Source organism: Erwinia billingiae Eb661, from assembly GCF_000196615.1.
Taxonomy (GTDB): domain Bacteria; phylum Pseudomonadota; class Gammaproteobacteria; order Enterobacterales; family Enterobacteriaceae; genus Erwinia; species Erwinia billingiae.
This window is the reverse complement of sequence record NC_014306.1, coordinates 4,654,852-4,681,578: the sequence shown is the minus strand read 5'-3', so window position 1 is coordinate 4,681,578 and position 26,727 is coordinate 4,654,852. Positions and strand designations below refer to the sequence as shown.

Annotated in this window: 21 protein-coding genes; 10 read left to right on the top strand and 11 right to left on the bottom strand. The window is 56.4% G+C overall.

The window, feature by feature from the left end; translation table 11 throughout:
• Nucleotides 1–16: 16 nt before the first annotated feature.
• On the top strand, nt 17–2,464 hold the full coding sequence (glgP, locus tag EBC_RS22790; RefSeq protein ID WP_013204221.1) for a glycogen phosphorylase: 2,448 nt from the start codon (nt 17–19) through the stop codon (nt 2,462–2,464).
• 77 nt (nt 2,465–2,541) lie between these two features.
• Here glgP and glpD read toward each other — a convergent pair whose 3' ends face one another.
• Complete coding sequence (glpD, locus tag EBC_RS22785) at nt 2,542–4,050, bottom strand: glycerol-3-phosphate dehydrogenase (RefSeq protein WP_013204220.1); 1,509 nt, start codon at nt 4,048–4,050, stop codon at nt 2,542–2,544.
• A 230-nt stretch (nt 4,051–4,280) separates the two neighbouring features.
• Between glpD and glpE the strand changes: the two genes are divergently transcribed.
• The 5 genes from glpE to malQ all read left to right on the top strand — a co-directional run bounded on the left by glpE (nt 4,281) and on the right by malQ (nt 10,986).
• Complete coding sequence (glpE, locus tag EBC_RS22780) at nt 4,281–4,610, top strand: thiosulfate sulfurtransferase GlpE (protein ID WP_013204219.1); 330 nt, start codon at nt 4,281–4,283, stop codon at nt 4,608–4,610.
• A gap of 69 nt (nt 4,611–4,679) precedes the next feature.
• Nucleotides 4,680–5,501, top strand: a complete 822-nt coding sequence (gene glpG / locus EBC_RS22775) for a rhomboid family intramembrane serine protease GlpG (RefSeq protein ID WP_041692446.1) — start codon at nt 4,680–4,682, stop codon at nt 5,499–5,501.
• A gap of 38 nt (nt 5,502–5,539) precedes the next feature.
• Nucleotides 5,540–6,298 carry a DeoR/GlpR family transcriptional regulator gene (locus tag EBC_RS22770; RefSeq protein WP_013204217.1) on the top strand — a complete coding sequence of 253 codons (759 nt, stop codon included), beginning with the start codon at nt 5,540–5,542 and terminating at the stop codon, nt 6,296–6,298.
• A gap of 170 nt (nt 6,299–6,468) precedes the next feature.
• Complete coding sequence (malP, locus tag EBC_RS22765; protein WP_013204216.1) at nt 6,469–8,868, top strand: maltodextrin phosphorylase; 2,400 nt, start codon at nt 6,469–6,471, stop codon at nt 8,866–8,868.
• Nucleotides 8,869–8,877: 9 nt separating this feature from the next.
• Complete coding sequence (malQ, locus tag EBC_RS22760) at nt 8,878–10,986, top strand: 4-alpha-glucanotransferase (RefSeq protein WP_013204215.1); 2,109 nt, start codon at nt 8,878–8,880, stop codon at nt 10,984–10,986.
• Nucleotides 10,987–11,031: 45 nt separating this feature from the next.
• Here the strand turns inward: malQ and nfuA are convergent, their stop codons facing one another.
• Both nfuA and gntX read right to left on the bottom strand, forming a co-directional pair.
• Entirely contained in the window at nt 11,032–11,607 is a 576-nt protein-coding gene (gene nfuA, locus EBC_RS22755) for a Fe-S biogenesis protein NfuA (protein WP_013204214.1), read from the bottom strand.
• Nucleotides 11,608–11,665: 58 nt separating this feature from the next.
• Complete coding sequence (gntX, locus tag EBC_RS22750; RefSeq protein ID WP_041692147.1) at nt 11,666–12,349, bottom strand: DNA utilization protein GntX; 684 nt, start codon at nt 12,347–12,349, stop codon at nt 11,666–11,668.
• A gap of 34 nt (nt 12,350–12,383) precedes the next feature.
• Between gntX and bioH the strand changes: the two genes are divergently transcribed.
• Nucleotides 12,384–13,160, top strand: coding sequence for a pimeloyl-ACP methyl ester esterase BioH (bioH, locus tag EBC_RS22745; protein WP_013204212.1), 777 nt, complete (start codon nt 12,384–12,386; stop codon nt 13,158–13,160).
• Between the two features lie 167 nt (nt 13,161–13,327).
• Entirely contained in the window at nt 13,328–13,597 is a 270-nt protein-coding gene (locus EBC_RS22740; RefSeq protein WP_013204211.1) for a YdgH/BhsA/McbA family protein, read from the top strand.
• Between the two features lie 98 nt (nt 13,598–13,695).
• Here EBC_RS22740 and EBC_RS22735 read toward each other — a convergent pair whose 3' ends face one another.
• The 5 genes from EBC_RS22735 to greB all read right to left on the bottom strand — a co-directional run bounded on the left by EBC_RS22735 (nt 13,696) and on the right by greB (nt 21,103).
• Nucleotides 13,696–15,384 (bottom strand): sugar phosphorylase, encoded by a 1,689-nt coding sequence (locus tag EBC_RS22735; RefSeq protein WP_013204210.1) that lies wholly within the window; start codon nt 15,382–15,384, stop codon nt 13,696–13,698.
• A gap of 111 nt (nt 15,385–15,495) precedes the next feature.
• On the bottom strand, nt 15,496–17,799 hold the full coding sequence (gene feoB, locus EBC_RS22730) for a Fe(2+) transporter permease subunit FeoB (RefSeq protein WP_041692445.1): 2,304 nt from the start codon (nt 17,797–17,799) through the stop codon (nt 15,496–15,498).
• Nucleotides 17,800–17,812: 13 nt separating this feature from the next.
• Entirely contained in the window at nt 17,813–18,037 is a 225-nt protein-coding gene (gene feoA, locus EBC_RS22725; RefSeq protein WP_013204208.1) for a ferrous iron transporter A, read from the bottom strand.
• A 153-nt stretch (nt 18,038–18,190) separates the two neighbouring features.
• A complete protein-coding gene (locus EBC_RS22720) occupies nt 18,191–20,527 on the bottom strand; it encodes a Tex family protein (RefSeq protein ID WP_013204207.1) in 2,337 nt (778 codons plus the stop codon).
• Between the two features lie 96 nt (nt 20,528–20,623).
• A complete protein-coding gene (gene greB / locus EBC_RS22715; RefSeq protein ID WP_013204206.1) occupies nt 20,624–21,103 on the bottom strand; it encodes a transcription elongation factor GreB in 480 nt (159 codons plus the stop codon).
• Between the two features lie 290 nt (nt 21,104–21,393).
• Here greB and ompR point away from each other — a divergent pair, with 290 nt between their 5' ends.
• Together ompR and envZ are read left to right on the top strand one after the other, a co-directional pair.
• Nucleotides 21,394–22,113, top strand: a complete 720-nt coding sequence (gene ompR, locus EBC_RS22710; protein WP_001157751.1) for an osmolarity response regulator transcription factor OmpR — start codon at nt 21,394–21,396, stop codon at nt 22,111–22,113.
• The gene (gene envZ, locus EBC_RS22705) at nt 22,110–23,462 is read left to right on the top strand and encodes a two-component system sensor histidine kinase EnvZ (protein WP_013204205.1); all 1,353 of its coding nucleotides are present in this window, start codon (nt 22,110–22,112) and stop codon (nt 23,460–23,462) included. Before ompR ends, envZ begins: the two co-directional genes overlap by 4 nt.
• A gap of 55 nt (nt 23,463–23,517) precedes the next feature.
• Here envZ and pckA read toward each other — a convergent pair whose 3' ends face one another.
• From pckA to hslR, 3 genes are all read right to left on the bottom strand, one after another.
• Nucleotides 23,518–25,131 carry a phosphoenolpyruvate carboxykinase (ATP) gene (pckA, locus tag EBC_RS22700; RefSeq protein ID WP_013204204.1) on the bottom strand — a complete coding sequence of 538 codons (1,614 nt, stop codon included), beginning with the start codon at nt 25,129–25,131 and terminating at the stop codon, nt 23,518–23,520.
• 254 nt (nt 25,132–25,385) lie between these two features.
• Nucleotides 25,386–26,264, bottom strand: a complete 879-nt coding sequence (gene hslO, locus EBC_RS22695) for an Hsp33 family molecular chaperone HslO (protein ID WP_013204203.1) — start codon at nt 26,262–26,264, stop codon at nt 25,386–25,388.
• A gap of 22 nt (nt 26,265–26,286) precedes the next feature.
• Nucleotides 26,287–26,688: a ribosome-associated heat shock protein Hsp15 gene (hslR, locus tag EBC_RS22690; RefSeq protein WP_013204202.1), complete on the bottom strand. Its 402-nt coding sequence runs from the start codon at nt 26,686–26,688 to the stop codon at nt 26,287–26,289.
• Nucleotides 26,689–26,727: the final 39 nt, after the last annotated feature.

Sequence of the window (26,727 nt, the reverse complement as noted above, 5' to 3'; positions counted from 1 at the left end):
CTATGGGAATTTTGATATGAACGCACCTTTCACCTATACCGCTCCCACGCTCAGCGTCGATGCGCTGAAGCACTCGATTGCCTATAAATTGATGTTTACCATCGGTAAAGATCCCTCGATTGCCAACAAGCATGAATGGCTGAATGCCACGCTGCTGGCGGTCAGGGATCGGATGGTTGAGCGTTGGCTGCGTTCCAACCGCGCGCAGCTTTCCCAGGATGTGCGGCAGGTGTATTACCTGTCGATGGAGTTTCTGGTAGGCAGAACCCTTTCCAACGCGCTGCTGGCGATGGGCATGTACGATGATGCTCAGGCCGCGCTGGAGGAGATGGGCTTCAATCTGGAAGACCTGATTGAAGAAGAGAGCGATCCGGGTTTGGGGAACGGTGGTTTAGGCCGACTGGCTGCGTGCTTCCTGGATTCCCTTGCCACGTTAGGATTGCCTGGCCGCGGCTATGGCATTCGCTACGACTACGGCATGTTCAAGCAAAATATCATTGATGGTCGCCAGGCCGAGTCCCCGGACTACTGGCTGGAATACGGTAATCCCTGGGAGTTCCAGCGCTTTAACACCCGCTACAAAGTGCGCTTCGGCGGACGTATCCAGCTGGAAGGCAGCCGATCGCGCTGGCTGGAAACCGAAGAAGTGCAGGCGATGGCCTACGACCAGATTATCCCGGGCTATGACACCGATGCCACTAACACCCTGCGCCTGTGGTCAGCGCAGGCCAGTAATGAAATCAATCTGGGGAAATTCAACCAGGGCGATTACTTTGCGGCGGTCGAAGATAAGAACCATTCGGAAAACGTGTCCCGCGTGCTCTATCCCGATGACTCGACCTATTCTGGCCGGGAACTGCGGCTGCGTCAGGAGTATTTCCTTGTCTCGGCCACGGTGCAGGATATCCTCAGCCGCCACTGGCGGATGCATCAAACCTTCGATAACCTCGCCGACAAGATTGCCATTCACCTGAATGACACTCACCCGGTGCTGGCGATCCCGGAACTGATGCGCCTGCTGATCGATGAGCATAAGTTCAGCTGGGATGATGCGTTTGAAGTCACCTGTCAGGTGTTCTCCTATACCAACCACACGCTGATGACCGAAGCGCTGGAAACCTGGCCGGTCGATATGATCGGCAAGATCCTGCCGCGCCATCTGCAAATCATCTTTGATATTAACGATTACTTCCTGAAAACCATTCAGGATTACTACCCGGACGACTGGGATCTGCAGTCACGCATTTCGATCATTGATGAGAACAATGGCCGAAAAATTCGTATGGCGTGGCTGGCGGTGGTGGTCAGCCACAAGGTGAACGGCGTTTCTGAGCTGCACTCCAATCTGATGGTGCAGTCGCTGTTTGCGGATTTTGCCGCGCTGTTCCCTGGCCGTTTCTGCAATAAAACCAACGGCGTGACCCCGCGTCGCTGGCTGGCGCTGGCGAATCCTGAACTCTCCGGGGTGCTGGATGAGGCGATTGGCCGCACCTGGCGTACCGAGCTGAGCCAGTTGGATGAGCTGAAGCAGCATATCGATTACCCCAGCTTCCTGGCGCAGATCAGCGATGCCAAGCTGCACAACAAAAAGCGGCTGGCCGACTATATTGCGCAGAAAATGGGGGTGGTTATCGATCCGCACGCGCTGTTTGACGTGCAGATTAAGCGCATCCACGAATATAAGCGTCAGCTGCTGAACGTGCTGCATGTGATCACCCGCTATAACCGCATCAAAGAAGATCCTGATGCTGACTGGGTGCCGCGCGTTAATATCTTTGCCGGTAAGGCCGCCTCGGCTTACTACACCGCGAAGCATATCATCCACCTGATCAACGATGTGGCGAAGGTCATTAACAACGATCCGCTGGTGAGAAACCGGCTGAAGGTGGTTTTTGTGCCTAACTACAGCGTCAGTCTGGCGCAGATCATCATTCCGGCGGCAGATCTCTCGGAACAGATTTCACTGGCGGGGACCGAAGCGTCCGGCACCAGTAATATGAAATTTGCGCTGAACGGCGCGCTGACCATCGGCACGCTGGATGGTGCCAATGTCGAGATGCTGGAGCACGTGGGCGAGGAGAATATGTTTATCTTCGGTAACACTACGCCGCAGGTCGAAGCGCTGCGCAAGAATGGCTATAGCGCGCACAAGATTTACGAGCAGGATGCGGAACTGCATCAGGCGCTGACGCAAATCGCCACCGGCACCTTCAGTCCTCAGGAACCGGGCCGCTACCGTAATCTGTTCGATTCGCTGGTCAATCTGGGCGACCATTACCAGCTGCTGGCCGACTATCGCAGCTATGTTGATACCCAGGATAAGGTGGATGCGCTTTATCGTCACCCGGATGAGTGGACCCGCAAGGCGCTGCTGAACATCGCCAATATGGGCTACTTCTCCTCGGACCGGACGATTCAGGAATACGCTGACGAGATTTGGGGGATCAAACCGGTACGGTTGTAATCCCGCGCGTTAAAAGCTGAAATGTAAAAGGGGCAGAATAATCATTCTGCCCCTTTTCTTTACGTCGACGGGATGAATCAGGAAGCCAGTGACAGCGCCGGTTTCTTCGCGTGCTGAGCCAGCCATTCGCCAACGCGGGCGCGTTGCTCATCGTTCAGCCACATACCGATTTTGGTCCTGCGCCACAGGGCATCATCCTGCTCACGCACCCACTCGTTTTCCACCAGATAACGCAGTTCGGCTTCATAGAAGTGGTGACCAAACAGCTCGCCCAACTCTTCCAGGCTGGTCGCGCCGCTTAACAGCTTCTCGGTATTGCTACCATAAGTCCGGGCGTAGTGACGGGCCATCCCTTCAGTAATAAACGGATAACGGCGACGCAGACTGGCGGCGTAATCTTCACGCGTACCGGCAATATCTCCGCCTGGCAGCACGCAGGTTTTGGTCCAGGCCGGACCCGCTTTCGGATAGTACTTCGACAATTTCTCCATCGCGTGCTCAGCCAGCTTACGGTAAGTGGTGAGCTTGCCGCCAAAGACAGAGAGCAACGGTGCCTGGCCGTTATCATCGCGCACGTCGAGCGTGTAATCGCGGGTGATCGCCTGCGGTGAATCAGATTCGTCATCGCACAGTGGACGCACGCCGGAGTAAGACCAGACGATATCCTCTTTGCTCAGCGACTTCTTAAAGTGGCCGTTGAACACTTTCAGCAGGTATTCGGTCTCGTTGTCGTCGATATGGACGTTTTTCGGATCGCCTTTGTATTCCACGTCGGTGGTTCCGATGATCGAGAATTCGTCCATCCACGGGATCACAAACACGATACGGTTATCTTCGTTCTGCAGAATGTAAGCCTGTTTCTGCGTATGCACGCGTGGCACCACGATGTGGCTGCCCTTGATCAGGCGAATACCGTATGGCGATTTCAGCTTCAGGCCATCATCAAACAGCTGCTTAACCCATGGGCCAGCGGCATTGACCAGACCTTTGGCACGCCAGGTGAAGGTTTTGCCGCTGTCGATATCTTCGGCTTCAACCATCCACAGGCCATTTTCACGCCATGCGCGGGTCACTTTGGTGCGGGTGCGGACTTCGCCACCGCGCTTCTCAACTTCCTGCGCATTCAGCACAACCAGGCGCGCATCGTCCACCCAGCAGTCGGAATATTCGAAACCGCGCACGATTTCAGGCTTCAGTACCGAATCTGAGCCAAAACGCAAACTTTTGCTGCCCGGCAGGCTGGTGCGTTTGCCCAGATGGTCATACATAAACAGACCGATGCGGATCATCCACGCCGGACGCAGATGCGGACGGTGCGGCAGACGGAAACGCATTGGGAAAGCGATGTGCGGTGCCATCTTCAACAGCACTTCACGTTCTGCCAGCGCTTCGCTGACCAGACGGAATTCGTAATGCTCCAGGTAGCGCAGGCCACCGTGGATAAGTTTGGAGCTGGCGGAAGAGGTCGCGCAGGCCAAATCTTGCGCTTCCAGCATCAGCACAGACAGGCCGCGTCCTGCAGCATCAGCCGCAATGCCAGCGCCGTTGATGCCGCCGCCGATTACGATCAAATCTTTGGTTTCCACGTCATCTTCCCCCGATGTTCGGAATAGTTCTTAAATGTTCGTTTTCGAGCATTATAATAATCGTATTCGCACATTGATGCCAGCGTTAACCGAATAAAAACATTTATGCGTGATGCAGGTAACATAATTGAGCAAAGAAAAGCCGCTTAACCCTGCAACATATCGGGTTATTCCAGGCAACCTTCGCGTTACAATAAGGCTGATTTGTCTGACTTTGACGAGAACCCACCATGGAACAATTTGAGTGCATCAGCGTGCAGCAGGCACAGGCACAGATGACCGACAACAACGCGCTGCTGGTTGATATCCGCGATCCGCAGAGTTATGCCGCCGCGCATGCCAGCGGGGCCTTTCATCTGACCAATGAGTCGCTGCCCGGTTTTATCGCGCAGTCGGATGTCGACACGCCGGTGCTGGTGATGTGCTATCACGGCATCAGCAGTAAAAGTGCCGCGCAGTATCTGTTGAACCAGGGATTTAATCAGGTGTTCAGCGTTGATGGGGGTTTTGAAGCCTGGCGTGTGGTGTTCCCGCAGCAGGTGGAAGCCGTTGCGCTTTAACTGACCCTCTTCAAACAGTGCGGTATACTGTTCTTTCGTTTTAATTAACAGGGACTTTCGACGGCGATGATGCGCATCACTGAATTCTCCAACCCCCGCATGGCGCAAGCCTTTGTGGACTATATGGCAACCCGTGGCATCCAGCTGCGTGTGGAGCACGATAACCATTATACGGTTTGGCTGGATGATGATTCGAAAGTCAATCTGGTCGAAAACGAACTTAGCCAGTTTATTCGCGACCCGAACCACCCGCGCTATCAGGCGGCGAGCTGGCATTCAGGCAGCACCTCGTCCGGCATTCATTATCAGGGCTCCTCACTGTTGGCCAATATCCGTGAGCGCGCCGGACCGCTAACGCTGTCCGTGATGGTGATGTGCATCGTGGTCTTTGTCCTGATGCAGATTTTTGGCGACCAGACGGTCATGAGCCTGCTGGCCTGGCCTGATGCAGACCAGCACTTTGAGTTGTGGCGCTGGTTCACCCATGCGCTGCTGCACTTCTCGATCCTGCACATCACCTTTAACCTGATGTGGTGGTGGTATCTGGGCGGCGCGGTGGAAAAAAGGCTGGGCAGCGGCAAGCTGTTTGTCATCCTGCTGATCTCGGCGCTGCTCAGTGGCTGGATGCAGTCCAAATACAGTGGGGTGATGTTTGGTGGCCTGTCTGGCGCCGTCTATGCTCTGATGGGCTACGCGTGGCTGAGAGGCGAGCGCGACCCGCAAAGTGGCATCTACCTTGAACGTGGGCTGATGGCCTTCGCGGTCGTCTGGCTGGTGGTGGGCTACATGGGCTGGTTTGGCTTGTCTATTGCCAACGCCGCGCACGTTACCGGCCTGTTGGTCGGTCTGGCCATGGCATTTGTTGATACCCGACACGTTAAAAGATCCTAAAGCATTCATCAGCAGGGACGCCTGGACAGGAGAGTTTTGTGAAGCAAACGCAACGTCATGACGCCATTATCGAATTAGTGCGTCGTCAGGGATATGTCAGTACGGAAGAGCTGGTGGATCATTTTGCCGTCAGCCCACAAACCATCCGTCGCGACCTGAACGACCTGGCAGAACAGAATAAAATTCAACGTCATCACGGCGGGGCTGCCCTGCCATCCAGTTCGGAAAATACCGCCTGGCAGGATCGTAAGATGATGTGGTCGGCCGAAAAAGCGCGTATTGCCCAGCGCGTTGCCAGCCAGATCCCTGACGGCGCGTCGCTGTTCATTGATATCGGCACCACGCCGGAAGCGGTGGCGCACGCGTTGCTGAATCACAGCAATCTGCGGGTGGTAACCAACAACCTGAATGTCGCGATGCTGCTGATGTCGAAACCCGATTTCAGTCTGATCGTTGCCGGTGGCGAAGTGCGTACCCGTGATGGCGGCATTATGGGTGAGGCGACGCTCGACTATATCTCTCAGTTCCGCCTGGACTTCGGCATTCTGGGGATCAGCGGCATCGATATGGACGGTTCTCTGCTGGACTTCGACTATCACGAAGTGCGTACCAAGCGGGCGATTATTGAAAACTCTCGCTGCGTCATGCTGGTTGCTGACCACTCCAAGTTTGGCCGCAACGCGATGGTCAATCTGGGAAATATGAGCCTGATCGACTACCTGTTTACCGATGAGACGCCGCCACCGAGCGTGATGCAGACCATCGAGCAGCACGAAGTGCATCTGGAGCTGTGCTAACGCCCGGGCTCTGCACACTGTGGCAAGGATGCCGCGCGCTTTTCTCCTTTCTTCTTTTGTATCAAGTTTATCTTTCCCTCAACGAGCAATTTATTCTGTTCCGGTCTTAACTGTAAGAGTCGTAAGCCGGTTTGCACTTTGCCATTTTTCCCTTTTAATAAGGAAGCGGTATGTCGCAGCAGAAATTCAATCAGGCGCGTTTTGACGCGGCCCTTACCCGTCAGTGGCAACATCTTGGTTTAGCTTCAGCCAGTGAAATGACGCAGCATCAATGGTGGCAGGCCCTTAGCGGCGCACTGGCCGAGATGCTGGCGGCCTTGCCGGTGGCCAGACCGACCAGGAAACAGCGCCACGTTAACTACATTTCAATGGAATTCTTAATCGGCAGGCTGACCGGCAATAACCTGCTGAATCTCGGTTGGTATGATGAGGTTAAAGCCAGCCTGGCTAAGCACCAGTGCGATTTGAGCGAGCTGCTGGAAGAAGAGGTCGATCCGGCATTAGGCAACGGGGGGCTGGGTCGGCTGGCGGCCTGCTATCTCGATTCGATGGCGACGGTGGGACAACCGGCAATCGGCTACGGGCTGAACTATCAGTACGGCTTGTTCCGCCAGTCCTTTGTTGACGGCCAGCAGTTTGAAGCGCCGGACGACTGGCAGCGCAACAGCTATCCGTGGTTCCGCCATAACGCGGCGCTGGATGTGAACGTTGGGCTGGGCGGTAAAGTGGTTAAACAGGGCGGCATCTCCCGCTGGGAACCGGCGTTTACGCTGCGTGGTGAGGCCTGGGATCTGCCCGTCACCGGCTATCGCAACGGCATCACTCAGCCACTGCGACTGTGGCAGGCCACGCATGCGCATCCCTTTGATCTGACATTATTTAATGACGGCAAGTTCCTCAAGGCTGAACAGCAGGGGATTGACGCAGCGAAGCTGACCAAAGTGCTGTATCCGAATGATAATCATCAGGAAGGCAAGCAGCTGCGCCTGATGCAGCAGTATTTCCAGTGTGCCTGCTCGGTGGCCGACATTCTGCGCCGCCATCATCTGGCCGGGCGCCATATCGCCGAGCTGCCGGATTATGAAGTCATCCAGCTAAACGATACCCATCCCACCATCGCCATTCCTGAAATGCTGCGCGTCTTGCTTGATGATCATCAGATGAGCTGGGACGACGCCTGGGCCATCACCAGCAGAACCTTCGCTTACACCAACCATACCTTGATGCCGGAGGCGCTGGAGCGCTGGGATCAACGACTGTTCCGCACGCTGTTGCCACGCCATTTTATGATCGTCAACGAGATCAACAAACGCTTCAAAAAGGTCGTGGAGCAGCACTGGCCTGGCGAAGAGGCGGTGTGGGAGAAGCTGGCGGTGCTCTACGACCATCAGCTGCGGATGGCGAACCTCTGCGTGGTCGGTGGCTTTGCGGTTAACGGCGTGGCGGCACTGCATTCTGAGCTGGTGGTGAAAGATCTGTTCCCCGAGTATCACCAGCTGTGGCCGAACAAATTCCACAATGTCACCAACGGCATCACCCCGCGCCGCTGGCTAAAACAGTGTAACCCGGCGCTGGCCGGGCTGATCGACGAGACGTTGAAGGTCGAATGGGCCAATCAGCTGGATGTGCTGAAAGGGCTAGAACCCTTTGCCGATAATAAAGCCTTCCGTAAGCGTTATCGCCAGATCAAACACGATAACAAGGTGCGGCTGGCCGACTATATCAAGCGGGTGACCGGCATTGTGGTCAGCCCGGATGCGCTGTTCGATGTGCAAATCAAACGCCTGCACGAGTACAAACGCCAGCATCTGGGTCTGTTGCACATCCTGCATTGCTACAAAGCGCTGCGCGAAAACCCTGAGAAAGACGTTGTTCCGCGCGTATTCCTGTTTGGTGCCAAAGCGGCACCGGGTTACTACCTCGCCAAAAATATTATCTACGCCATCAATAAAGTGGCGGAGAAAATCAACAACGATCCGCTGGTAGGCGACAAGCTGAAAGTGGTGTTTATCCCTGACTACCGGATTACGGCGGCGGAATTGATGATCCCGGCGGCGGACCTTTCCGAACAGATCTCCACTGCCGGTTATGAAGCGTCCGGTACCGGCAATATGAAACTGGCGCTGAACGGCGCGTTAACTATCGGCACGCTGGATGGGGCAAACGTTGAGATTGCCGAACAGGTCGGTGAAGAGAATATCTTTATCTTCGGTAACTCGGTGTATGAAGTGAAGGCGCTGAAAGCGGGCGGCTATTCACCGAAAAAGCTGCGTAAGAAGGATAAGCATCTTGATGGCCTGCTGAAGGAGCTGGAAAAAGGCTTCTTCAGCGATGGTGATAAACATGCCTTCGACCTGATGCTGCACAGCCTGGATAAGGGCGGCGATCCCTGGCTGGTGCTGGCGGATTTCAACAGCTATATCGAGGCGCAAAAGCGGGTGGAAACCCTGTGGCGCGATCGGGAAGCCTGGACCCGCGCCACCATCCTGAACACTGCCCGTACCGGGATGTTCAGTTCCGATCGCTCAATCCGCGATTATCAGCAGCGTATCTGGCAGGCGAAGCGCTAAGGAGCCGCAATGGACAAAAAGAAATTTGAACAGGAAGCCGCCGCCGCCGGGATCGCCACAAAATACATCAACGCCCGTGGTGAGGCGGAAGAGGTCAGCGTGGCCATCCGTCAGCGTCTGCTGGCGGCGATGTCGGGGAAGCACAAAGAAAAACCCGGGCCGGTACCGGCCTGCAAAGTGTTTATTCGTAAGCGTTTGCTGCAACTGCCGGTCGGTGGAAAGGGCGAATATCAGTGGCAGCTGATGATGGAGAACGGGCGGGAACACAGCGGAACGGTGAACGGTGGGGAAGCGATCCGGCTGCCGGCCAATCTGGCCTTCGGCTACCATCAGCTGCATCTTCAGCAGGCTGGAAAGCAGTGGCAGTGCCGGATCATTGTGGCCCCTAAGCGCTGCTATGAACCTGAGCCGTTGCTGCAGGGCAAAAAACTGTGGGGATCCTGCGTTCAGCTGTATACCGTGCGTTCTGAACAGAACTGGGGAATGGGGGATTTCGGCGATTTAAAACGCTTGCTGGCGGAAGTGGCCGATCGGGGTGGCGCGTTTATCGGCCTGAATCCGATCCATTCGCTGTATCCCGCGAACCCGGAAAGCGCCAGCCCGTACAGTCCCTCGTCCCGGCGCTGGCTGAACGTGCTGTATATCGCTGTGGCTGAGGTGCCGGATTTCCAGCAGGGCAAAGCGGCGCAACGCTGGTGGCAACAAAAAGGCACGCAAAAGCAGCTGGCCAAAGCCCGTGAAAGTGACTGGGTGGATTATGCACGGGTTGGCGAGCTGAAAATCAGCGGGCTGCGTCATGCGTGGCAGCATTTTACCCAGCGCAAAAATAGCGATCCCGACGTGGTGCAATTTGAGGATTTTATCGCCGAAGGCGGTAGCAGCCTCTACTGGCAGGCGGCTTATGATGCGCTGCACGGCATTATGCTGGCGGACAACCCCGATCGTTGGGGCTGGCCCGTGTGGCCGAAGACCTTGCAGCAGGCCCACTCGAAAGAAGTGCAGCAGTTTTGCCAGCAGCAGGAGAGTGAAATCCGCTTCTGGCTGTGGTTACAGTGGCTGGCAAACCGGCAGTTTGATGCCTGCTGGCAGCTGAGCCAGCAGCGCAAGATGCCGATCGGCTTATACCGTGACCTGGCGGTTGGCGTGGCCGAAGGCGGTTCGGAAACCTGGTGCGATCCGGAGCTGTATTGCCTCGGTGCTTCCGTCGGGGCGCCGCCGGATATTCTGGGGCCGCTGGGTCAAAACTGGGGGCTGCCACCGATGGATCCACACGTTATGGCAGCCAGAGGCTATCAGCCATTTATCGACCTGGTACGGGCGAATATGGCCAGCTGCGGTGCGCTGCGCATCGATCATGTGATGTCGATGCTGCGGCTATGGTGGATCCCCTACGGTGAAACCGCCAACTTCGGTGCCTATGTTTACTATCCGGTGGAAGACTTGCTGGCAATCCTCGCACTGGAGAGCCAGCGCAATCAGTGCATGGTGATTGGCGAAGATTTGGGCACGGTGCCGAAGGAGATCGTCTCACTGCTGCGAGATGGCGGTATCTACTCCTGGAAGGTGCTGTACTTCGAGCAGCAGAATATGGACCAGTACCATTCACCCGCCGCCTGGCCCCGTCAGTCGATGGCGAGTGCCACTACCCACGACTTGCCAACGCTGCGCGGCTTCTGGAATGCCGGCGATCTGGTATTAGGGGAGCGGCTTGGGCTCTACCCGGACAAAGTGGTGCTGCACCGGCTGTATCAGGATCGCGCCAGACAGAAGCAGGCTCTGCTGACGGCCTTGCATCAGTATGGCTGCCTGTCTAAAAGCAACGGCAAAAAAGCCAGCGTGATGAAAATGACCCCGGAGTTGAATCGCGGGATGCAGCGATTTATTGCCGACAGCAACAGTGCGCTGCTGGGTCTGCAACCGGAGGACTGGCTGGATATGGATAAGCCGGTCAACGTGCCCGGAACCACCGATCAATACCCGAACTGGCGCAGAAAGCTCAGCATGACGCTGGAAGAGATGTTTGCCGATGTGCGGGTTAACCGGCTGATTAAGGATATTAATCGCAGGCGCAAGGCGGGTGAGCTAAGCGGGAAATCCGTTAAGAAAGCGGGGGAGTAAAACCGGAAATGAAAACGGGCGGAAGGATCCGCCCGTTAATGCCACTCAGTAGAAAGAGTGTTCGCCGCGCTGGTGTTCAGTCAGATCGCGTACGCCTTTCAGCTCAGGGAAAGCCACCAGCAGTTCTTTTTCGATGCCTTCCTTCAGGGTCACATCGACCATAGAACAACCGTTACAGCCGCCACCAAATTGCAGGATAGCGTAACCGTCATCGGTGATTTCCATCAGCGAAACTTTACCGCCATGGCTGGCCAGCTGTGGGTTGATGGTCGCCTGGAGCTGGTACTCAACGCGTTCAATCAGCGGGGCATTATCGTCCACCTTACGCATTTTGGCGTTAGGCGCTTTCAGCGTCAGCTGAGAACCGAGGTTATCGGTAACGAAATCGATTTCCGCCTCTTCCAGATAAGGGGCGCTGAGTTCATCAATATAGGCCGACAGCTTTTCAAACTTCAGTTCGGTGTCGGTGGCTTCTACTGCATCGGGTGGGCAGTAAGAGACGCCGCATTCGGCTGTTGGCGTACCTGGATTGATTACGAATACACGGATTTGTGTGCCATCTTCCTGTTTCGACAGCAGTTTTGCGAAGTGCTCTTGCGCAGAATCAGTAATTAGGATCATGGCGATTGCTCAATAGTTTATACAATTAATTAACGATATTACGCCCATCGCCGACGCTCTACAAGGTTCGGCACAGGCTCCATACCTGCACGCTGGCCGCGCCTGCGGCCAACAAAATGCGGCTAATCTCTCCCACGGTGCTGCCGGTGGTGACCACATCATCTGTTAATGCGATATGCAGGCCTTTCACCGCAATTTCAACCCTGAACGCCCCACGCAGATTTCGTCTTCGGGCGGTGGCCAGCAGCTGGTGCTGGATCCGCGTTTTCCTGTGCCGGGAAATTCCAGCCAGGGCATAACGGCATTTAAGCCAACGGGCGAGATGGCGGGTCACGTCATCCATCTGATTATAGCCCCGTCGCCAGGCGCGTGATGGGTGTAAGGGTACACAGAGCAGCAGGTCAGGTCTGCGCAGCTTGTGCTTCCGGCGCGCATCTAACCAGCTTAGCAAAAGCAGCCTCGCCAGCATGGCTGAGAGTGCGGTGGCCTGGTAAAATTTTAACCGCTTCACCCAGTCACTGAGCGGTGGTCGCCAGTCGCTGACCATAATCATCTGGTGCCAGTAAGGGGGTTTCAGCAGGCAGGCGCCGCATTCCTTTCTGGCACTGGCAGACGGCAGGCCACAGCGCGGACAGCAGGTGGGCAACGGCGGAAGGTGGCGCAGACAAACGCTGCAAATGCCGTGATGGGCAAACGTCAGCGGCATCTGGCATAGCCAACATGTGGTGGGCATTGGTAGCATAGCGGCCTCCATGGCAAAAACAGGACAATAACGGATGACACAGCTTTACTGGCAGACAATCGGCACCGGCGATCGCAATCTTGTGATGCTGCACGGATGGGGGCTGAATGCCGATGTCTGGCAAAACGTGGTTGAGCGACTGAGTCCGCATTTTTGTCTGCACCTGGTCGACCTGCCAGGCTACGGTCGCAGCCGGGATTTTTCGCCAATGAGCGTTGAGCAGATGGTCGCCACCCTGTTGCCGCAGGCGCCGGAAAAAGCGCTGTGGCTGGGCTGGTCTTTAGGCGGGCTGGTCGCCAGCAAGCTGGCCTTATTGCATCCTGAACGCGTCAGCGGATTGATCACCGTCGCCTCCTCGCCGGCGTTTTCTGCCGCAGATGGCTGGCCGGGCATCAAACCTGAGACGCTGGCGGGTTTCCAGCAGCAGCTCAGTGAAAACTTTCAGCGCACCGTCGAGCGTTTCCTTGCCTTGCAAACGCTGGGCACCGAAAGCGCCAGGCAGGATGCCCGCTTGCTGAAAAGCGTGGTGCTGGATCTGCCGGCTCCCGACAGTGCCGTGCTGGATGCCGGACTGGAGATATTACGCACGGTCGACCTGCGTGAAGAGATGAAAGCGCTGACGGTACCGCTGTTACGTATCTATGGCGCGCTGGATGGATTGGTGCCGCGTAAAATTGTGCCGTTGCTCGATGCCGCGTGGCCTGCCAGCCAGTCCACGATTGTGGAAAAAGCCGCGCACGCGCCGTTTATTTCCCATCCTGAGGTTTTCTGCCAGCAACTGATTGATTTCGGCTCGAAAAATAGCGCATAAACTTTGGCCAAAAACTGGCGAATTATTTATTACGGGTAATAATTACCTCTGTAAGCAGGATCGCTTACTGATTACCTCTGAGCTGTCAGGGAGTTGGCTCATTTTTCCCTCCCTGAATTCTCATCAAGCGATTGCTTATTCCTAACAACTATACAGGAGTGTCTTTGATGAAAATCTTTAAAACTGTTGCGATTAGCCTGCTGGTAGGCTCGGTTTCTTTTACGGCCATGGCGGCTAAAGAAGTGACCAAAGAAGAAGTTAAAACAATGAATCTCGAAAAAATTGGTACTGTGACCACTACCGCGGAAGCGACTTCTCCGATGGATGCTAAAAAAGATCTGTCTCAAAAAGCGGATGAAAAAGGTGGGAAATACTATCTGGTGATCGCCGGACGTGAGCACGGTAAATTCAGTGCTGCTGCCGACGTGTATAAGTAATTTCAGGTGTTAAAGGCCGCTGTAGCACGGTTTAACAGGGGTCTGAATTTCTCTCAACAGGCAGGGTTTCCCTGCCTGTTGTTATTTCCGCATTCCCATCAGCTCTTCAGCCACATATAAGAGAGCGGCGTTAACGTCAGTGGTTTCTCACCGTCGAAAATCCTGTCGGTAATAATATCGCGATAGCGTCGGGCGTCCGGCAGCGTATATGCGATCTCCCGGTTGCTGAGGTTATATATGCACAGCAACGTCTGATGATCTTTCTCGGACCAGCGATACATAACGAACAGCGCGTTATCACCTTCCAGTACCTGCATGGGATTATCCGGATGAAAGGCGGTTTGCCGGGTTCTGAGTTGCACCAGGCTGGCGAGTGCGTGATAAACCCGATATCGCAGCGAATGGGTATCGCTTAATTCCGCTTCAATCTGGCTGAGGCTGTACTTCTGCCGGTTAATCGCCCGGTTATGTCCGGCGGCTTTCACCCCATCCATATCGTTGCGCGAGCCCAGTATGCTCTGGATATAGAGCGCAGGCACGCCAGGAAACGCCAGCAACAGGGCGTGGGCCAACATAAATCGTTGCAGCCGGGTGCTGTCGTCATCGTCTTTTTTGTTCAGGGCATCCATATACGTGACGTTGATTTCGTAAGGGCTGGTGCTGCCATCCGGATTGTTTTTATACGAAACCAACGCCCCTTCCATCGCCAAATCCCTGACCAGCGAGACGATTTCGGTTTCCGGCAAAATGCCCCGGAGCGGATTCAGGCCGATGCCATCGTGGGACGCGAGGAAATTAAACCAGGTCGTCGTGCCGCCAGAGCCATCAAGTGAGGCTGCCCACTGTTTCAGTGCGCGTGCCGATCCGTTGTGAATGGCGTGTAGCACCAGCGGCGGCAGTGAAAACTGATACACCATCTGCGCTTCATCCTGGCCGTTGCCCAAATAGCTGATGTTGTCTTTGTGCGGCACGTTGGTTTCGGTGATGATCACCGTGCCTGGCGCCACGGCATTGGCGATGGCGCGAAACAGTTTGACCAGCAGGTGGGTCTTTTCCAGATGGATGCAGGAGGTTCCGGGCGTTTTCCACATATAGCCAACGGCATCCAGCCGGACATAATCGGCCCCTTTTGCCAGATAATCCAACAGCACGTTGACCATGCTCAGCAGCACTTCAGGATTGGCAAAATTGAGATCGATCTGGTCGGCGCTGAAGGTGGTCCAGATAAAGCGGGTTTGACCGTCCGCCATCTGAAACGGCGTCAGTAAGGGCGAGGTTCTTGGACGCGTGACCGCACTCAAATCGGTGGACGGTGGCATGCTGATAAAGAAATCATCCCAGCCCGGATCCTGCGCCAGAAAATGCCTGAACCATCCGCTGTGGGCGGACATATGGTTGCAGACAAAATCAAACATCAATCGCGTCTGGCCGTGCAGTTCGGCGATATCTGACCAGTCCCCGCAAATCCCGTTGACCTGATGGTAATCAATCACCGAAAAGCCATCATCCGATGAATAAGGGAAAAAGGGCAGCAGGTGAACCAACGTAAAGCTGGACTGCAAATGTTGCTGATAGAAGCGTGAGAGGGTGCGCAGCGTGGGCGTATCGGCCTCGCGGAACTGATCGGCGTAGGTGATCAGCACCACGTCTTTTTCATCCCAATGCGCTTTACGCTGATGATTCAGTTCGTTGCGGGTGCGCAGAATAGCATCCGCCAACTTTTCCCTGCAGACGAGGGGAAAGGTGCCGTCGTAAATTTTGTCGAGTAAGGGAGTAATGTTATCCATTGAGATGCAGTGAGCCGCCGCATTTATCCACAGCACGATAGTTTTCACTGTAGACCGTTGAAGCAGAATCGCAACTTCAACGGCCAGACGCTCAGCGTCTCGTCAGGGAAATCAGTGGCAGCGCCCACTTTTGGTACAGCCCGCACACGGTGAGTGGCTGACGACGCTCAATGACAGACGTTCCGGCGGTAAGGTCAGGGTTTTCAGCCGCAGCCACAGCAGCAGATTGAAAGCGGCAACGGCCAGTAAAATCAGGCTGCTGGATTGAGGATGATCGCTAAAGGTGGCCAACTGATAAAACGCGGTTGCCAGCGAGTAAGCCAGATTCAGCCCCCAGCCAATCGAGAAAAACATCCAGCGGCGACTGCTTTCCCGCGCAATGGCACCCATCACGGACACACAGGGCACGTAAAGCAGCACGAAGATCAGATAGCTGTAAGCGGCGGCGGCACTGCCGAATTTGCTGTGCATCACCCCCATCGCGCCGGTCGCCATTTCGCCGTCGCCCTTACTGGCTTCAACCGGATTCAGCAGCACGCTCAGGCTGAAGGTCTCTTTAACCCCGTCCCAGGTTTCTGTCAGCGCGTCTTTCAGCTCACTGGTCAGGCTGAAGCTGGCAGCGTCAAACGGCTGCTCGTGCAGGGCTTCAGCGGTGTACAGCGTGTTCAGCGTCCCGACCACCACTTCTTTCGCCATCGCGCCGGTTACCAGGCCGACCGTGGCCTGCCAGTTATCCGGCTGCACACCCATCGGCGACAGCAGTGGCGTCAGGGTGCGGCTGACAGTAGCCAGCGCCGAATCGTTGATGCTGTCCACCGGCTGACCACTGAACGAGAAACTGTTCAGCGCACCAATCAGCACGCTAACCACCACGATGACTTTGCCGGCCCGCAGCACAAAACTTTGCAGCCGCTGCCAGGTTTGCAGCAGCAGACTTTTCAGATGGGGCACGTGCCAGGTCGGCAGCTCCATCACAAACGGCGACGCTTCCCCACGCAGTAAGGTTTTTTTCAACAGCAGCCCGGTCACAATGGCAGCGACAATGCCCAACAGATAAAGACTGAACACCACCAGCGAGCCGCTTTTGCCGAAGAAGGCGGCAGCAAATACGGCGAAGATCGCCAGCCTGGCACCGCAGGACATAAACGGTGCCATCAGCACGGTCATCAGGCGCTCGCGCGGCGCATCCAGCGTGCGGGCGCCCATCACCGACGGCACATTGCAGCCAAAACCGACAATCAATGGCACGAAGGATTTGCCGGGCAGACCCAGCGCCTGCATCAGACGATCCATCACAAACGCCGCGCGCGCCATATAGCCGGAGTCTTCCATCAGCGAGAGGAACAGATACATCAGGCCGATTTGCGGCACCAGCGGCATCACGGTATTGATACCGCCGCCAATGCCCTGTGCCAGGAACAACGTGAGCGGCAGCGGGAAGTGCGCCATGGCCCCAAGCCACTGCGTGCCGTGAATAAATATCGCCGCCGATCCGATCTCAAACAGCGGTTGCAGCGCGCCGCCAAGGTTGATGGCAAAGAAGAACATCAGGTACATCACGCCAAAGAAAATCGGCAGGCCGAGCCAGCGGTTGAGAACCAGGCTGTCGAGCCGGGTTGAAAGCCGGTGCGCGGTTGCCCGATGCGGCACGGTCACCGCGTCACACACCGCATCAATGGCCTGATAGCGGGCTGCCGCAATCTTCAGCGGCGCTTCCGCCAGGTCAGGGAACGTTTGCAGCAAGGCTGCGGCGTCGCTGGCCTGGGAGCGGCTGTAGATATCGCCCTCAAGCAGCTGTAACGCCAGCCATCGGCGTTGTACCGGCGATCGCTCGCCGTGCATCGCGTCACTCAGCGTGGCCACCTGCGCGAGGATCCCGGCGGGATAGCTGACCGCAAACTGCCCGGCACGCCGTGAATGGTCATCAATTGCCTGCTTAAGCTGTTCAATGCCCTGCGCGCGAGTGGAAACAAGCGGAATAACCGGGCAGCCGAGCTGCTTTTCAAGGGAAGGAATATCGATATCAATCTGCTGGCTGGCGGCGATATCCAGCATATTCAGAGCGATGATGCAGGGCACGCCCAATGCCTGCAGCTGCTGAGTCAGCCATAGGTTACGGGCCAGATTGCTGGCGTCGACCACGTTGATCACCAGATCGGCTTCGCCGCTTAACATGTAGTGACAGGCAATCTGCTCGTCGAGTGAGCTGTCGGCAGAAAGGGTGGTGAGGGAATAGGTGCCGGGCAGATCGACCAGTTGCACAGCATAGCGTTGCGTCGCGAACTGCCCCTGTTTGCGCTCGACCGTCACCCCAGCCCAGTTGCCTACTCGCTGCCGCGCGCCGGTTAACTGATTAAACAGGGTGGTTTTACCCGAATTCGGGTTGCCAATCAGGCCAATGGTGCAGGTTTTCATCTTCATCGTCCCCTCAGCGCTGAGGCTCCAGTTGCAGGAAAGCCAGGTCTTTTTTCCGCAGCATCAGGCTGACGCGGCGAACTTCGATCTGCACCGGATCGCCCAGCGGGGCAATGCGCTTGACCTGAAAATGGGCGCCGGGCAACAGCCCAAGCGCCAGCAGTTTCTGTCGGAACGCGGCGCTGACGGAGGGAGAGAAGCTGACGATTTTATAGTACTGCTGCGGGACGATCTGCATAGTTCCACCTGGCGGCGGGAGGCGCCGTGATATTCAACGGTGGCAATTATAATGAGAACGATTCACGCTCTTATTGATGCAGAACAAGCTTGAGGGGAGCGAAACTAAACACAGGTGAAATGACGCGCGGACCGGCAGATCCGCGCGTGTTGCTTAGCGTTTCTTGCCGAACGCCGCGGCCAGCGCATCACCCATCGCGCTGTTGTTGCTGACTGCGGGCTGAGCCGCCTGCCGTGGACGCGGTTTGCCCTGAGCGGGTTTCGCGTTGTCACGGCCGGCATTGCCGCCGCCGCCACGGCGAGCGTTGCCTTCGCCTGGCTGCTCATCAAGACGCATAGTCAGCGCAACGCGCTTACGCTGCAAATCGACTTCCATCACCTTCACCTTAACGATATCACCCGCCTTGACCACCTTGTGTGGGTCATCGATGAACTTATCTGACAGCGAAGAGATATGCACCAGACCATCCTGATGCACGCCGATATCGACGAAGGCGCCAAAGCCGGTGACGTTCGTGACCGCGCCTTCCAGCACCATGCCGGGCAGCAGATCGTTCATGGTCTCGATACCTTCTGCGAACTGGGCCGTTTTAAACTCAGGACGCGGATCGCGGCCCGGTTTTTCCAGTTCTTTGATGATATCGGTGACGGTCGGCACACCGAACTTCTCATCGGTAAAGTCGACGGCACGCAGGTTGCGCAGCTCGGTAGGGTTGCCCATCACGTCATTCAACGCCTGCTGAGTGGCGGCCAGAATGCGCTGCACCACCGGGTAGGCTTCCGGGTGAACCGTTGAGGCATCCAGCGGGTTATCGCCCTGGTTAATGCGCAGGAAGCCCGCGCACTGCTCAAAGGCTTTCGGTCCCAGACGGCTGACTTTCAGCAGCTGCTGACGATCCTGGAAACGGCCGTTCTCGTCGCGCCAGCTGACAATGTTCTGCGCCATCATCTTGCTCAGGCCCGCCACGCGGGTCAGCAGTGGCACGGAAGCGGTGTTCAAATCAACGCCAACGCCGTTCACGCAGTCTTCGACCACCGCATCCAGCTTCTTCGCCAACTGGCTCTGGCTGACGTCGTGCTGATACTGGCCAACCCCGATGGATTTCGGGTCGATTTTCACCAGCTCAGACAGCGGATCCTGCAAGCGGCGGGCAATCGACACCGCACCACGGATGGACACGTCGAGGTCAGGGAATTCCAGCGCGGCCAGTTCAGAGGCGGAATAGACCGATGCGCCGGCTTCACTGACGATCACTTTCTGCGCCTTGACCTGCGGATACTGCTGTTGAATATCCAGGTAGAAGCGCTCGGTTTCACGGGACGCGGTGCCGTTGCCGATGGCAACCAGCTCAACGTTGTGTTTTGTGCACAGCGCCGCCACGGCCGCCGCGGCTTTTGCCGTCTGGCCGGTATGCGGATAAATGGTATCGGTCGCGACCAGCTTGCCGGTGGCATCAACGATCGCCACCTTCACGCCGGTACGCAGACCCGGATCGAGGCCCATGGTGGCGCGCATGCCTGCCGGTGCCGCCATCAGCAAATCGTGCAGGTTACGGGCAAAGACGTTGATCGCTTCATCTTCGGCGCGTTCGCGCACGGTGCCCATCAGCTCGGTTTCGAGGTGCAGCAGCACCTTGATGCGCCAGGTCCAGCTGACCACCGCTTTACGCCAGCCATCAGCCGGTGCGTTGTTCAGGCGCAGCTGCAGGTGATCGATAATGATCTGCTCGCCGTGGCTTTCACGTGGCGGCTCATCGAACTGCGGATCGGGATTCAGTGACAGCTGCAGGATGCCTTCATTGCGGCCGCGGAACATCGCCAGCGCACGGTGGGATGGTGCGGTGGCCAGCGCTTCGTGGTGATCGAAGTAGTCGCGGAACTTCGCGCCTTCCTCCTGTTTGCCGTCGACGACGCGCGACACCAGGTGGGCATGTTTCCACAGGTAGTCACGCACTTTGGCCAGCAACGAGGCGTCTTCAGCGAAGCGTTCCATCAGGATATAGCGCGCGCCATCAAGGGCGGCTTTGGTGTCCGCAACGCCTTTATCGGCATCGACAAAGGTCGCGGCCAGCTGCTCAGGGTCGTGTGAAGGATCTTGCCACAGAGTGTCGGCCAGCGGTTCCAGACCGGCTTCAAGCGCAATCATTCCGCGCGTGCGGCGCTTTTGCTTATAAGGCAGGTAAAGGTCTTCGAGTTCGGTTTTGCTCAGGGTGTTGCTGATGGCGGTGCTCAGCTCATCGGTTAACTTGCCCTGGTCGCCGATGGATTTCAGAATCGACTGGCGTCGCTCTTCCAGCTCCCTGAGGTAGCTCAGGCGGGTTTCCAGCATACGCAGCTGGGTATCATCCAGCCCGCCGGTCACTTCCTTACGATAACGTGCGATAAACGGCACGGTATTCCCTTCATCCAACAGACGGACAGCGGCATCAACCTGTTCTGCTCGCGCCTGCAGCTCACTTGCAATAATGCGGCTCAGCGAATCTTTCATCATCGGTTACTTTATGGCTTATAGACAGCGGACAGTTATACGGATTGCAGGCGGAAATTGCCAGTCGCCGGGCGACACTCAGCGCCCACATCCGCGTGATTAGGATTGTTTAACGTAGTCGATCGCCACCACATACCAGTGCGCATCGCCAACCGGCGTAGGCACCACCGCCAAATCGCCGACCTCTTTCTTCAGCAGCGCGCGGGCCATCGGTGAATCGATTGAGATGTAGTCATTGCGGCCAAAAATCTCGTCGTAGCCGGCGATGCGAAAACGCTTCACGTCGCCCGCGTCGTTTTCAATCTCGACCCAGGCACCAAAGAAAACTTTGCCATCCTGCTGCGGCGAGTATTCCACGATGCGCAGCTGCTCGAGGCATTTGGTGAGATAGCGCACGCGGCGGTCAATCTCGCGCAGCCGTTTCTTGTTGTACTGGTAATCGGCATTTTCACTGCGGTCACCGAGGCTGGCCGCCCAGGTCACCTTTTTGGTCACTTCAGGCCGATCTTCCCGCCAGAGAAAGTCGAGTTCCTGCTTCAGCTTGTCGTAACCTTCGCGGGTAATCAGTTGGGTTTTCATCGTAATCCATTTCTTTCACGGGAATGCTGCGACTATTTTGTTGTGCGGCGCGCACTGATGCAAATCCCTTCTGCATTTTTCTGCCCGCGCTTACTGTTTGTTTGTTCTGACTATTCGGCATTGAAAAGCTGTGCATTAGCGCAGGTTTTTCCGCCAAAATTAAAGATAAGCTGCTGTTTAATATGCTTTGTAACAATTTCGGCTAGAATATAAACCATTATTGACTGTTACATTCAGGCATCTTTTTTGAAAATAATAGCTCGGGCAATTGCGCCTTTGGGAGTATCGACATGCAAGAGAACTACAAAATTCTGGTCGTGGATGACGACATGCGTTTACGTGCGTTGCTGGAACGCTATCTGACCGAACAGGGTTTCCAGGTGCGTAGCGTGGCGAACGCTGAGCAGATGGATCGTCTGCTGACGCGTGAATCCTTCCACCTGATGGTGCTGGACCTGATGCTGCCTGGCGAAGATGGCCTGTCTATCTGCCGCCGTCTGCGCAGCCAGAGCAACCCAATGCCGATCATTATGGTGACGGCGAAAGGCGAAGAAGTGGATCGTATCGTTGGCCTGGAAATCGGCGCTGATGACTACATTCCAAAACCGTTTAACCCGCGTGAGCTGTTGGCCCGTATCCGTGCCGTTCTGCGTCGTCAGGCGAATGAACTGCCGGGCGCGCCGTCGCAGGAAGAAGCGGTGATCGCTTTCGGTAAGTTCAAACTGAACCTCGGCACGCGTGAAATGTTCCGTGAAGACGAGCCTATGCCACTCACCAGCGGCGAGTTCGCCGTGCTGAAGGCGCTGGTCAGCCACCCGCGTGAACCGCTGTCCCGCGATAAGCTGATGAACCTGGCGCGTGGCCGTGAATACAGTGCGATGGAACGTTCGATTGACGTGCAGATCTCCCGCCTGCGTCGCATGGTGGAAGAAGATCCGGCGCACCCACGCTATATCCAGACCGTTTGGGGCCTGGGCTACGTCTTCGTGCCGGACGGCAGTAAGGCATGAGGCGGATCCGCTTCTCTCCCCGCAGTTCCTTTGCCCGTACGCTGCTGTTGATCGTGACCCTGCTGTTTGTCAGTCTGGTCACGACCTATCTGGTGGTGCTGAACTTTGCCATCCTGCCAAGCCTGCAGCAGTTCAACAAAGTGCTGGCGTATGAAGTGCGAATGCTGATGACCGATCGGTTACAGCTGGAGGATGGCACGCAGCTTGAGGTGCCACCTGCATTCCGCCGTGAGATATACCGCGAGTTAGGCATTTCGCTGTATACCAATGCGGCGGCGGAAGAGAGCGGATTGCGCTGGGCGCAGCATTACGAATTCCTCAGCCAACAGATGGCGCAGCAACTGGGTGGGCCGACCGACGTTCGCGTCGAGGTGAATAAAAACTCCCCGGTGGTGTGGCTGAAAACCTGGCTGTCGCCGGATATCTGGGTCAGGGTGCCGCTGACGGAAATTCATCAGGGGGACTTCTCGCCGCTGTTCCGCTACACGCTGGCGATCATGCTGTTAGCGATTGGCGGTGCCTGGCTGTTTATCCGCATCCAGAATCGACCCCTTGTGGAGCTGGAGCACGCCGCAATCCAGGTGGGTAAAGGCATTATTCCGCCGCCGCTGAGAGAGTACGGAGCGTCAGAAGTGCGCTCGGTTACCCGGGCGTTTAATCAGATGGCGTCTGGCGTTAAACAGCTGGCCGATGACCGCACGCTGTTAATGGCGGGTGTCAGTCATGACCTGCGAACGCCGCTGACGCGTATCCGTCTGGCAACCGAGATGATGTCTCAGGAAGATGGCTATCTTGCTGAGTCGATCAATAAAGACATCGAAGAGTGCAACGCCATCATCGAGCAGTTTATTGATTATCTGCGTACCGGCCAGGAGATGCAGTTTGAGCGTGCGGACCTGAATGGCGTACTCGGCGAAGTGGTCGCGGCGGAAAGCGGCTATGAGCGTGAGATTGAGAACGAGGTGATGACCAGCGAACTGATGGTCGATATCAACCCGCTATCCATTAAACGTGCGGTGGCCAATATGGTGGTGAACGCCGCCCGCTATGGTAACGGTTGGATAAAGGTCAGCAGCGGCAGCGAGTTGCAGCGCGCCTGGTTCCAGGTTGAAGATGATGGTCCGGGCATCCGGCCCGATCAGCTGAAGCACCTGTTCCAGCCGTTTGTGCGCGGAGACAGCGCCCGCAGCACCAGCGGAACGGGATTAGGTCTGGCGATTGTGCAGCGTATTATCGACGCGCATCAGGGATCGCTGGAGATTGGTGACAGCGATCGCGGTGGGTTGCGCATTCGTGCCTATCTGCCTTTGCCACCGGCCAACAGCCTGCCGGCACCGCCCGTCGCGTAACGGTTAAATCTGTCTGTAAAAAAAGGGCTTAGTCGATGACTAAGCCCTTTTTGAATTACAGCTGCGGACCGGCTTTGATTAACGCCTCACCGGCCGGCGTATCGGTGTATTTATCGAAGTTATCAATAAACCGCTGGGCCAGATCGTTGGCTTTCCCTTGCCACTCGGCTTCATCACTCCAGGTGTTTCGCGGATCGAGAATATGGCTATCCACACCCGGCAGCGCGACAGGCATCTGCAGATTAAACACCGGCAGCGTCACGGTTTCGGCTGTCGACAGCTCACCGCCCAGAATGGCGTTGATAATCGCCCGCGTATCCTTAATGGAGATGCGCTTGCCGCTGCCGTTCCAGCCGGTATTGACCAGATAGGCTTCCGCACCGGCCGCTTCCATCCGCTTCACCAGCACTTCGGCATACTGCGTTGGATGCAGCGTCAGGAAGGCCGCACCGAAACAGGCGGAGAAGGTCGGCGTAGGTTCGGTCACGCCGCGTTCGGTGCCCGCCAGTTTGGCGGTGAAACCCGACAGGAAGTGATACTGGGTCTGATCGGGGCTGAGCCGTGAAACCGGCGGCAGCACGCCAAACGCATCGGCAGTCAGGAAGATCACTTTACTGGCGTGGCCCGCCTTAGAGACCGGCTTCACGATGTTATCGATGTGCTCAATCGGGTAGGAGACGCGGGTGTTTTCGGTCTTGCTGCCGTCATCGTAATCCACGGTGCCATCGGCACGGATCACCACATTCTCCAACAGGGCGTCGCGTCGAATCGCCTGATAAATTTCCGGTTCAGCCTGTTCAGACAGCTTGATGGTCTTGGCATAACAGCCGCCTTCAAAGTTAAACACGCCGTCATCGTCCCAGCCATGTTCATCATCGCCGATCAGCTGGCGCAGCGGATCGGTTGAAAGCGTGGTTTTACCGGTGCCGGAGAGGCCAAAGAACACCGCCACATCGCCTTTTTCGCCGACGTTCGCCGAGCAGTGCATCGAAGCAATGCCCTTCAACGGCAGCAGATAGTTCATGATGGCGAACAGGCCTTTCTTCATTTCGCCGCCGTACCAGGTGCCGCCAATCAGCTGAATACGTTCCGTCAGGTTGAAGGCAACAAAATTCTCGGAGTGCAGCCCCTGTTTTTGCCAGTGTGGATTGGTGCATTTAGCGCCGTTCATCACCACGAAGTCCGGCTCAAAGGTGGCCAGCGCGGCGTCATCCGGGCGGATAAACATGTTTTTCACAAAGTGCGCCTGCCAGGCCACTTCAGTGATAAAACGCACGCAAAGACGGCTATCGGGATTGGCGCCGCACCAGGCATCCACCACAAACAGGCGTTTGTGTGACAGTTGCTTCGTGACGAGGGATTTCAGGGCCTGCCAGTTTTCCTCAGAGAGCGGCTGGTTGTCGTTCTTACCTTCGCCCCGATCGTTCCACCACAGGGTGTCGCGGGTGGTGTCATCGCGGACGATATATTTATCTTTGGGTGAGCGGCCGGTAAAAATGCCGGTATCGACGGCAATGGCGCCAGATTGTGTCTGAATGCCTCGTTCACAACCGGACAGTCCTGGACGGGTTTCTTCGTGAAAAAGCGTTTCATAATCGGGGTTATGGACGATTTCAACCGTGTCCGTGATGCCATAAGCGACGAGGTCCTGCGGGGTCAGATCACGCATGTTACTGCTCCTTTATCGGCTCTGTGCTGCAACGTAGTGTAGGGTAATGGAAGACCATTAACCGTGATGTTCCGCATATCCATCCTCATGCGGAAAACACGATCGCGCGCAGTCTACACGTGTGAAGATGCAGTGAAAGGCAAAAGCAGCAGAAATGAGAAGCAGCGCGTGAAGAGAGGAAGGTGCAGGGCCAGGCCGGTTAAGGCCTGACCATTTCGTGCATATTAACGCATCAGTTTGCGACGCGAGTCGCATCAATGAAGCTGATCGTTACTCGCGGAAGAACCGTTACGAATCGCCGCAATATCCACCGCGTCGTAGGTATAGTGGCTGCCGCAGTAGTCACAGTGCATGTCGATTTTGCCATCTTCGGCAAGGATTTCGTCCACTTCGGCTTCAGGCAGCGTCGCCAGCACTTCGCCACAGCGCTCGTGCGAGCAGGTGCAGCGGAAGCAAACGTCTTGCGGATCGAAAATCGTCACTTCTTCCTGGTGATACAGGCGCCACAACACATCATTCGCCGGCAGGCCGAGCAGCTCGTCGGTTTTGATGGTTTCGGTCAGCGTGGCCAGATGGGTGAAGTCATCCGGGTTAGCATCCTGCGCTGGCAGCACCTGCAACAGGATCCCGCCTGCGCCCTGCTGGCCTTCGATTTCGCCGGTGCGGATAAACAGGCGCGTTGGCAGCTGTTCAGAGCGCATAAAGTAATCTTCCAGGCACTCCGCCAGCGTCTCGCCTTCCAGCCCTACCACGCCCTGATAACGCTCACCTTCCGCCGGGGAAATGGTGATCACCAGGTAGCCGTTGCCGACCATCTCTTTCAGCGTGCTTTCTGCCGCAATTTCACCCTGCATACGTGCAACGCCGCGCATTTCCTGGCGGTTGTTGCCGTTGATGACCGCCAGGTTCAGCGGGCCATCGCCCTGCAGCTGGACGGTGATATCGCCGTCAAACTTCAGCGTGGCGGTCAGCAGGCTGGTGGCAACAAGCAGTTCGCCCAGTACTTTCTGCACCGGTAACGGATAGTCGTGGCCTTTGATGATTTCACGCCAGGTGTCGGAAACGGTAACCAGTTCGCCACGCACGGCATGGTTTTCGAACAGGTAACGGTGCATTTGATCTTGATGAGCCATGATTCTCTCTCGTTTGGGCGGATTACTCGTCGCCAGAATTTTTAAATTTCATTAAGTCCCGTCGCTCTTTTTTATCCGGGCGGCGGTCGGGATGCGGCATGGTCAGCGCGTTCATTTTTCGCGCCAGCGCTATCTTTTCCCGTTTCTCAATACTTTGTGCCGTCTCTTCGTACATCAGCTGAGCTTCCACCGCCGGGCGGCGCTGTTCGCTGATGGCCAGCACGATCACGGTGCGTTCATCATTTCCCTGCCGGAGCGTCAGTTCAGCATTCAGCTCAACGATTTTACTCGGCTTGCTGCGCTGACCGTTGTAGTGGACTTTGCCACCCTCAATCATCTGGCGCGCCGCAGAACGGGTTTTGTAGAAGCGAGCGGCCCACAGCCACTTATCCAGCCGAATCGCCTCTGCGGATTTCTCTTTCATCGCTGCTCCTTGATGGGAATACCCCTATGTATGGGTGAA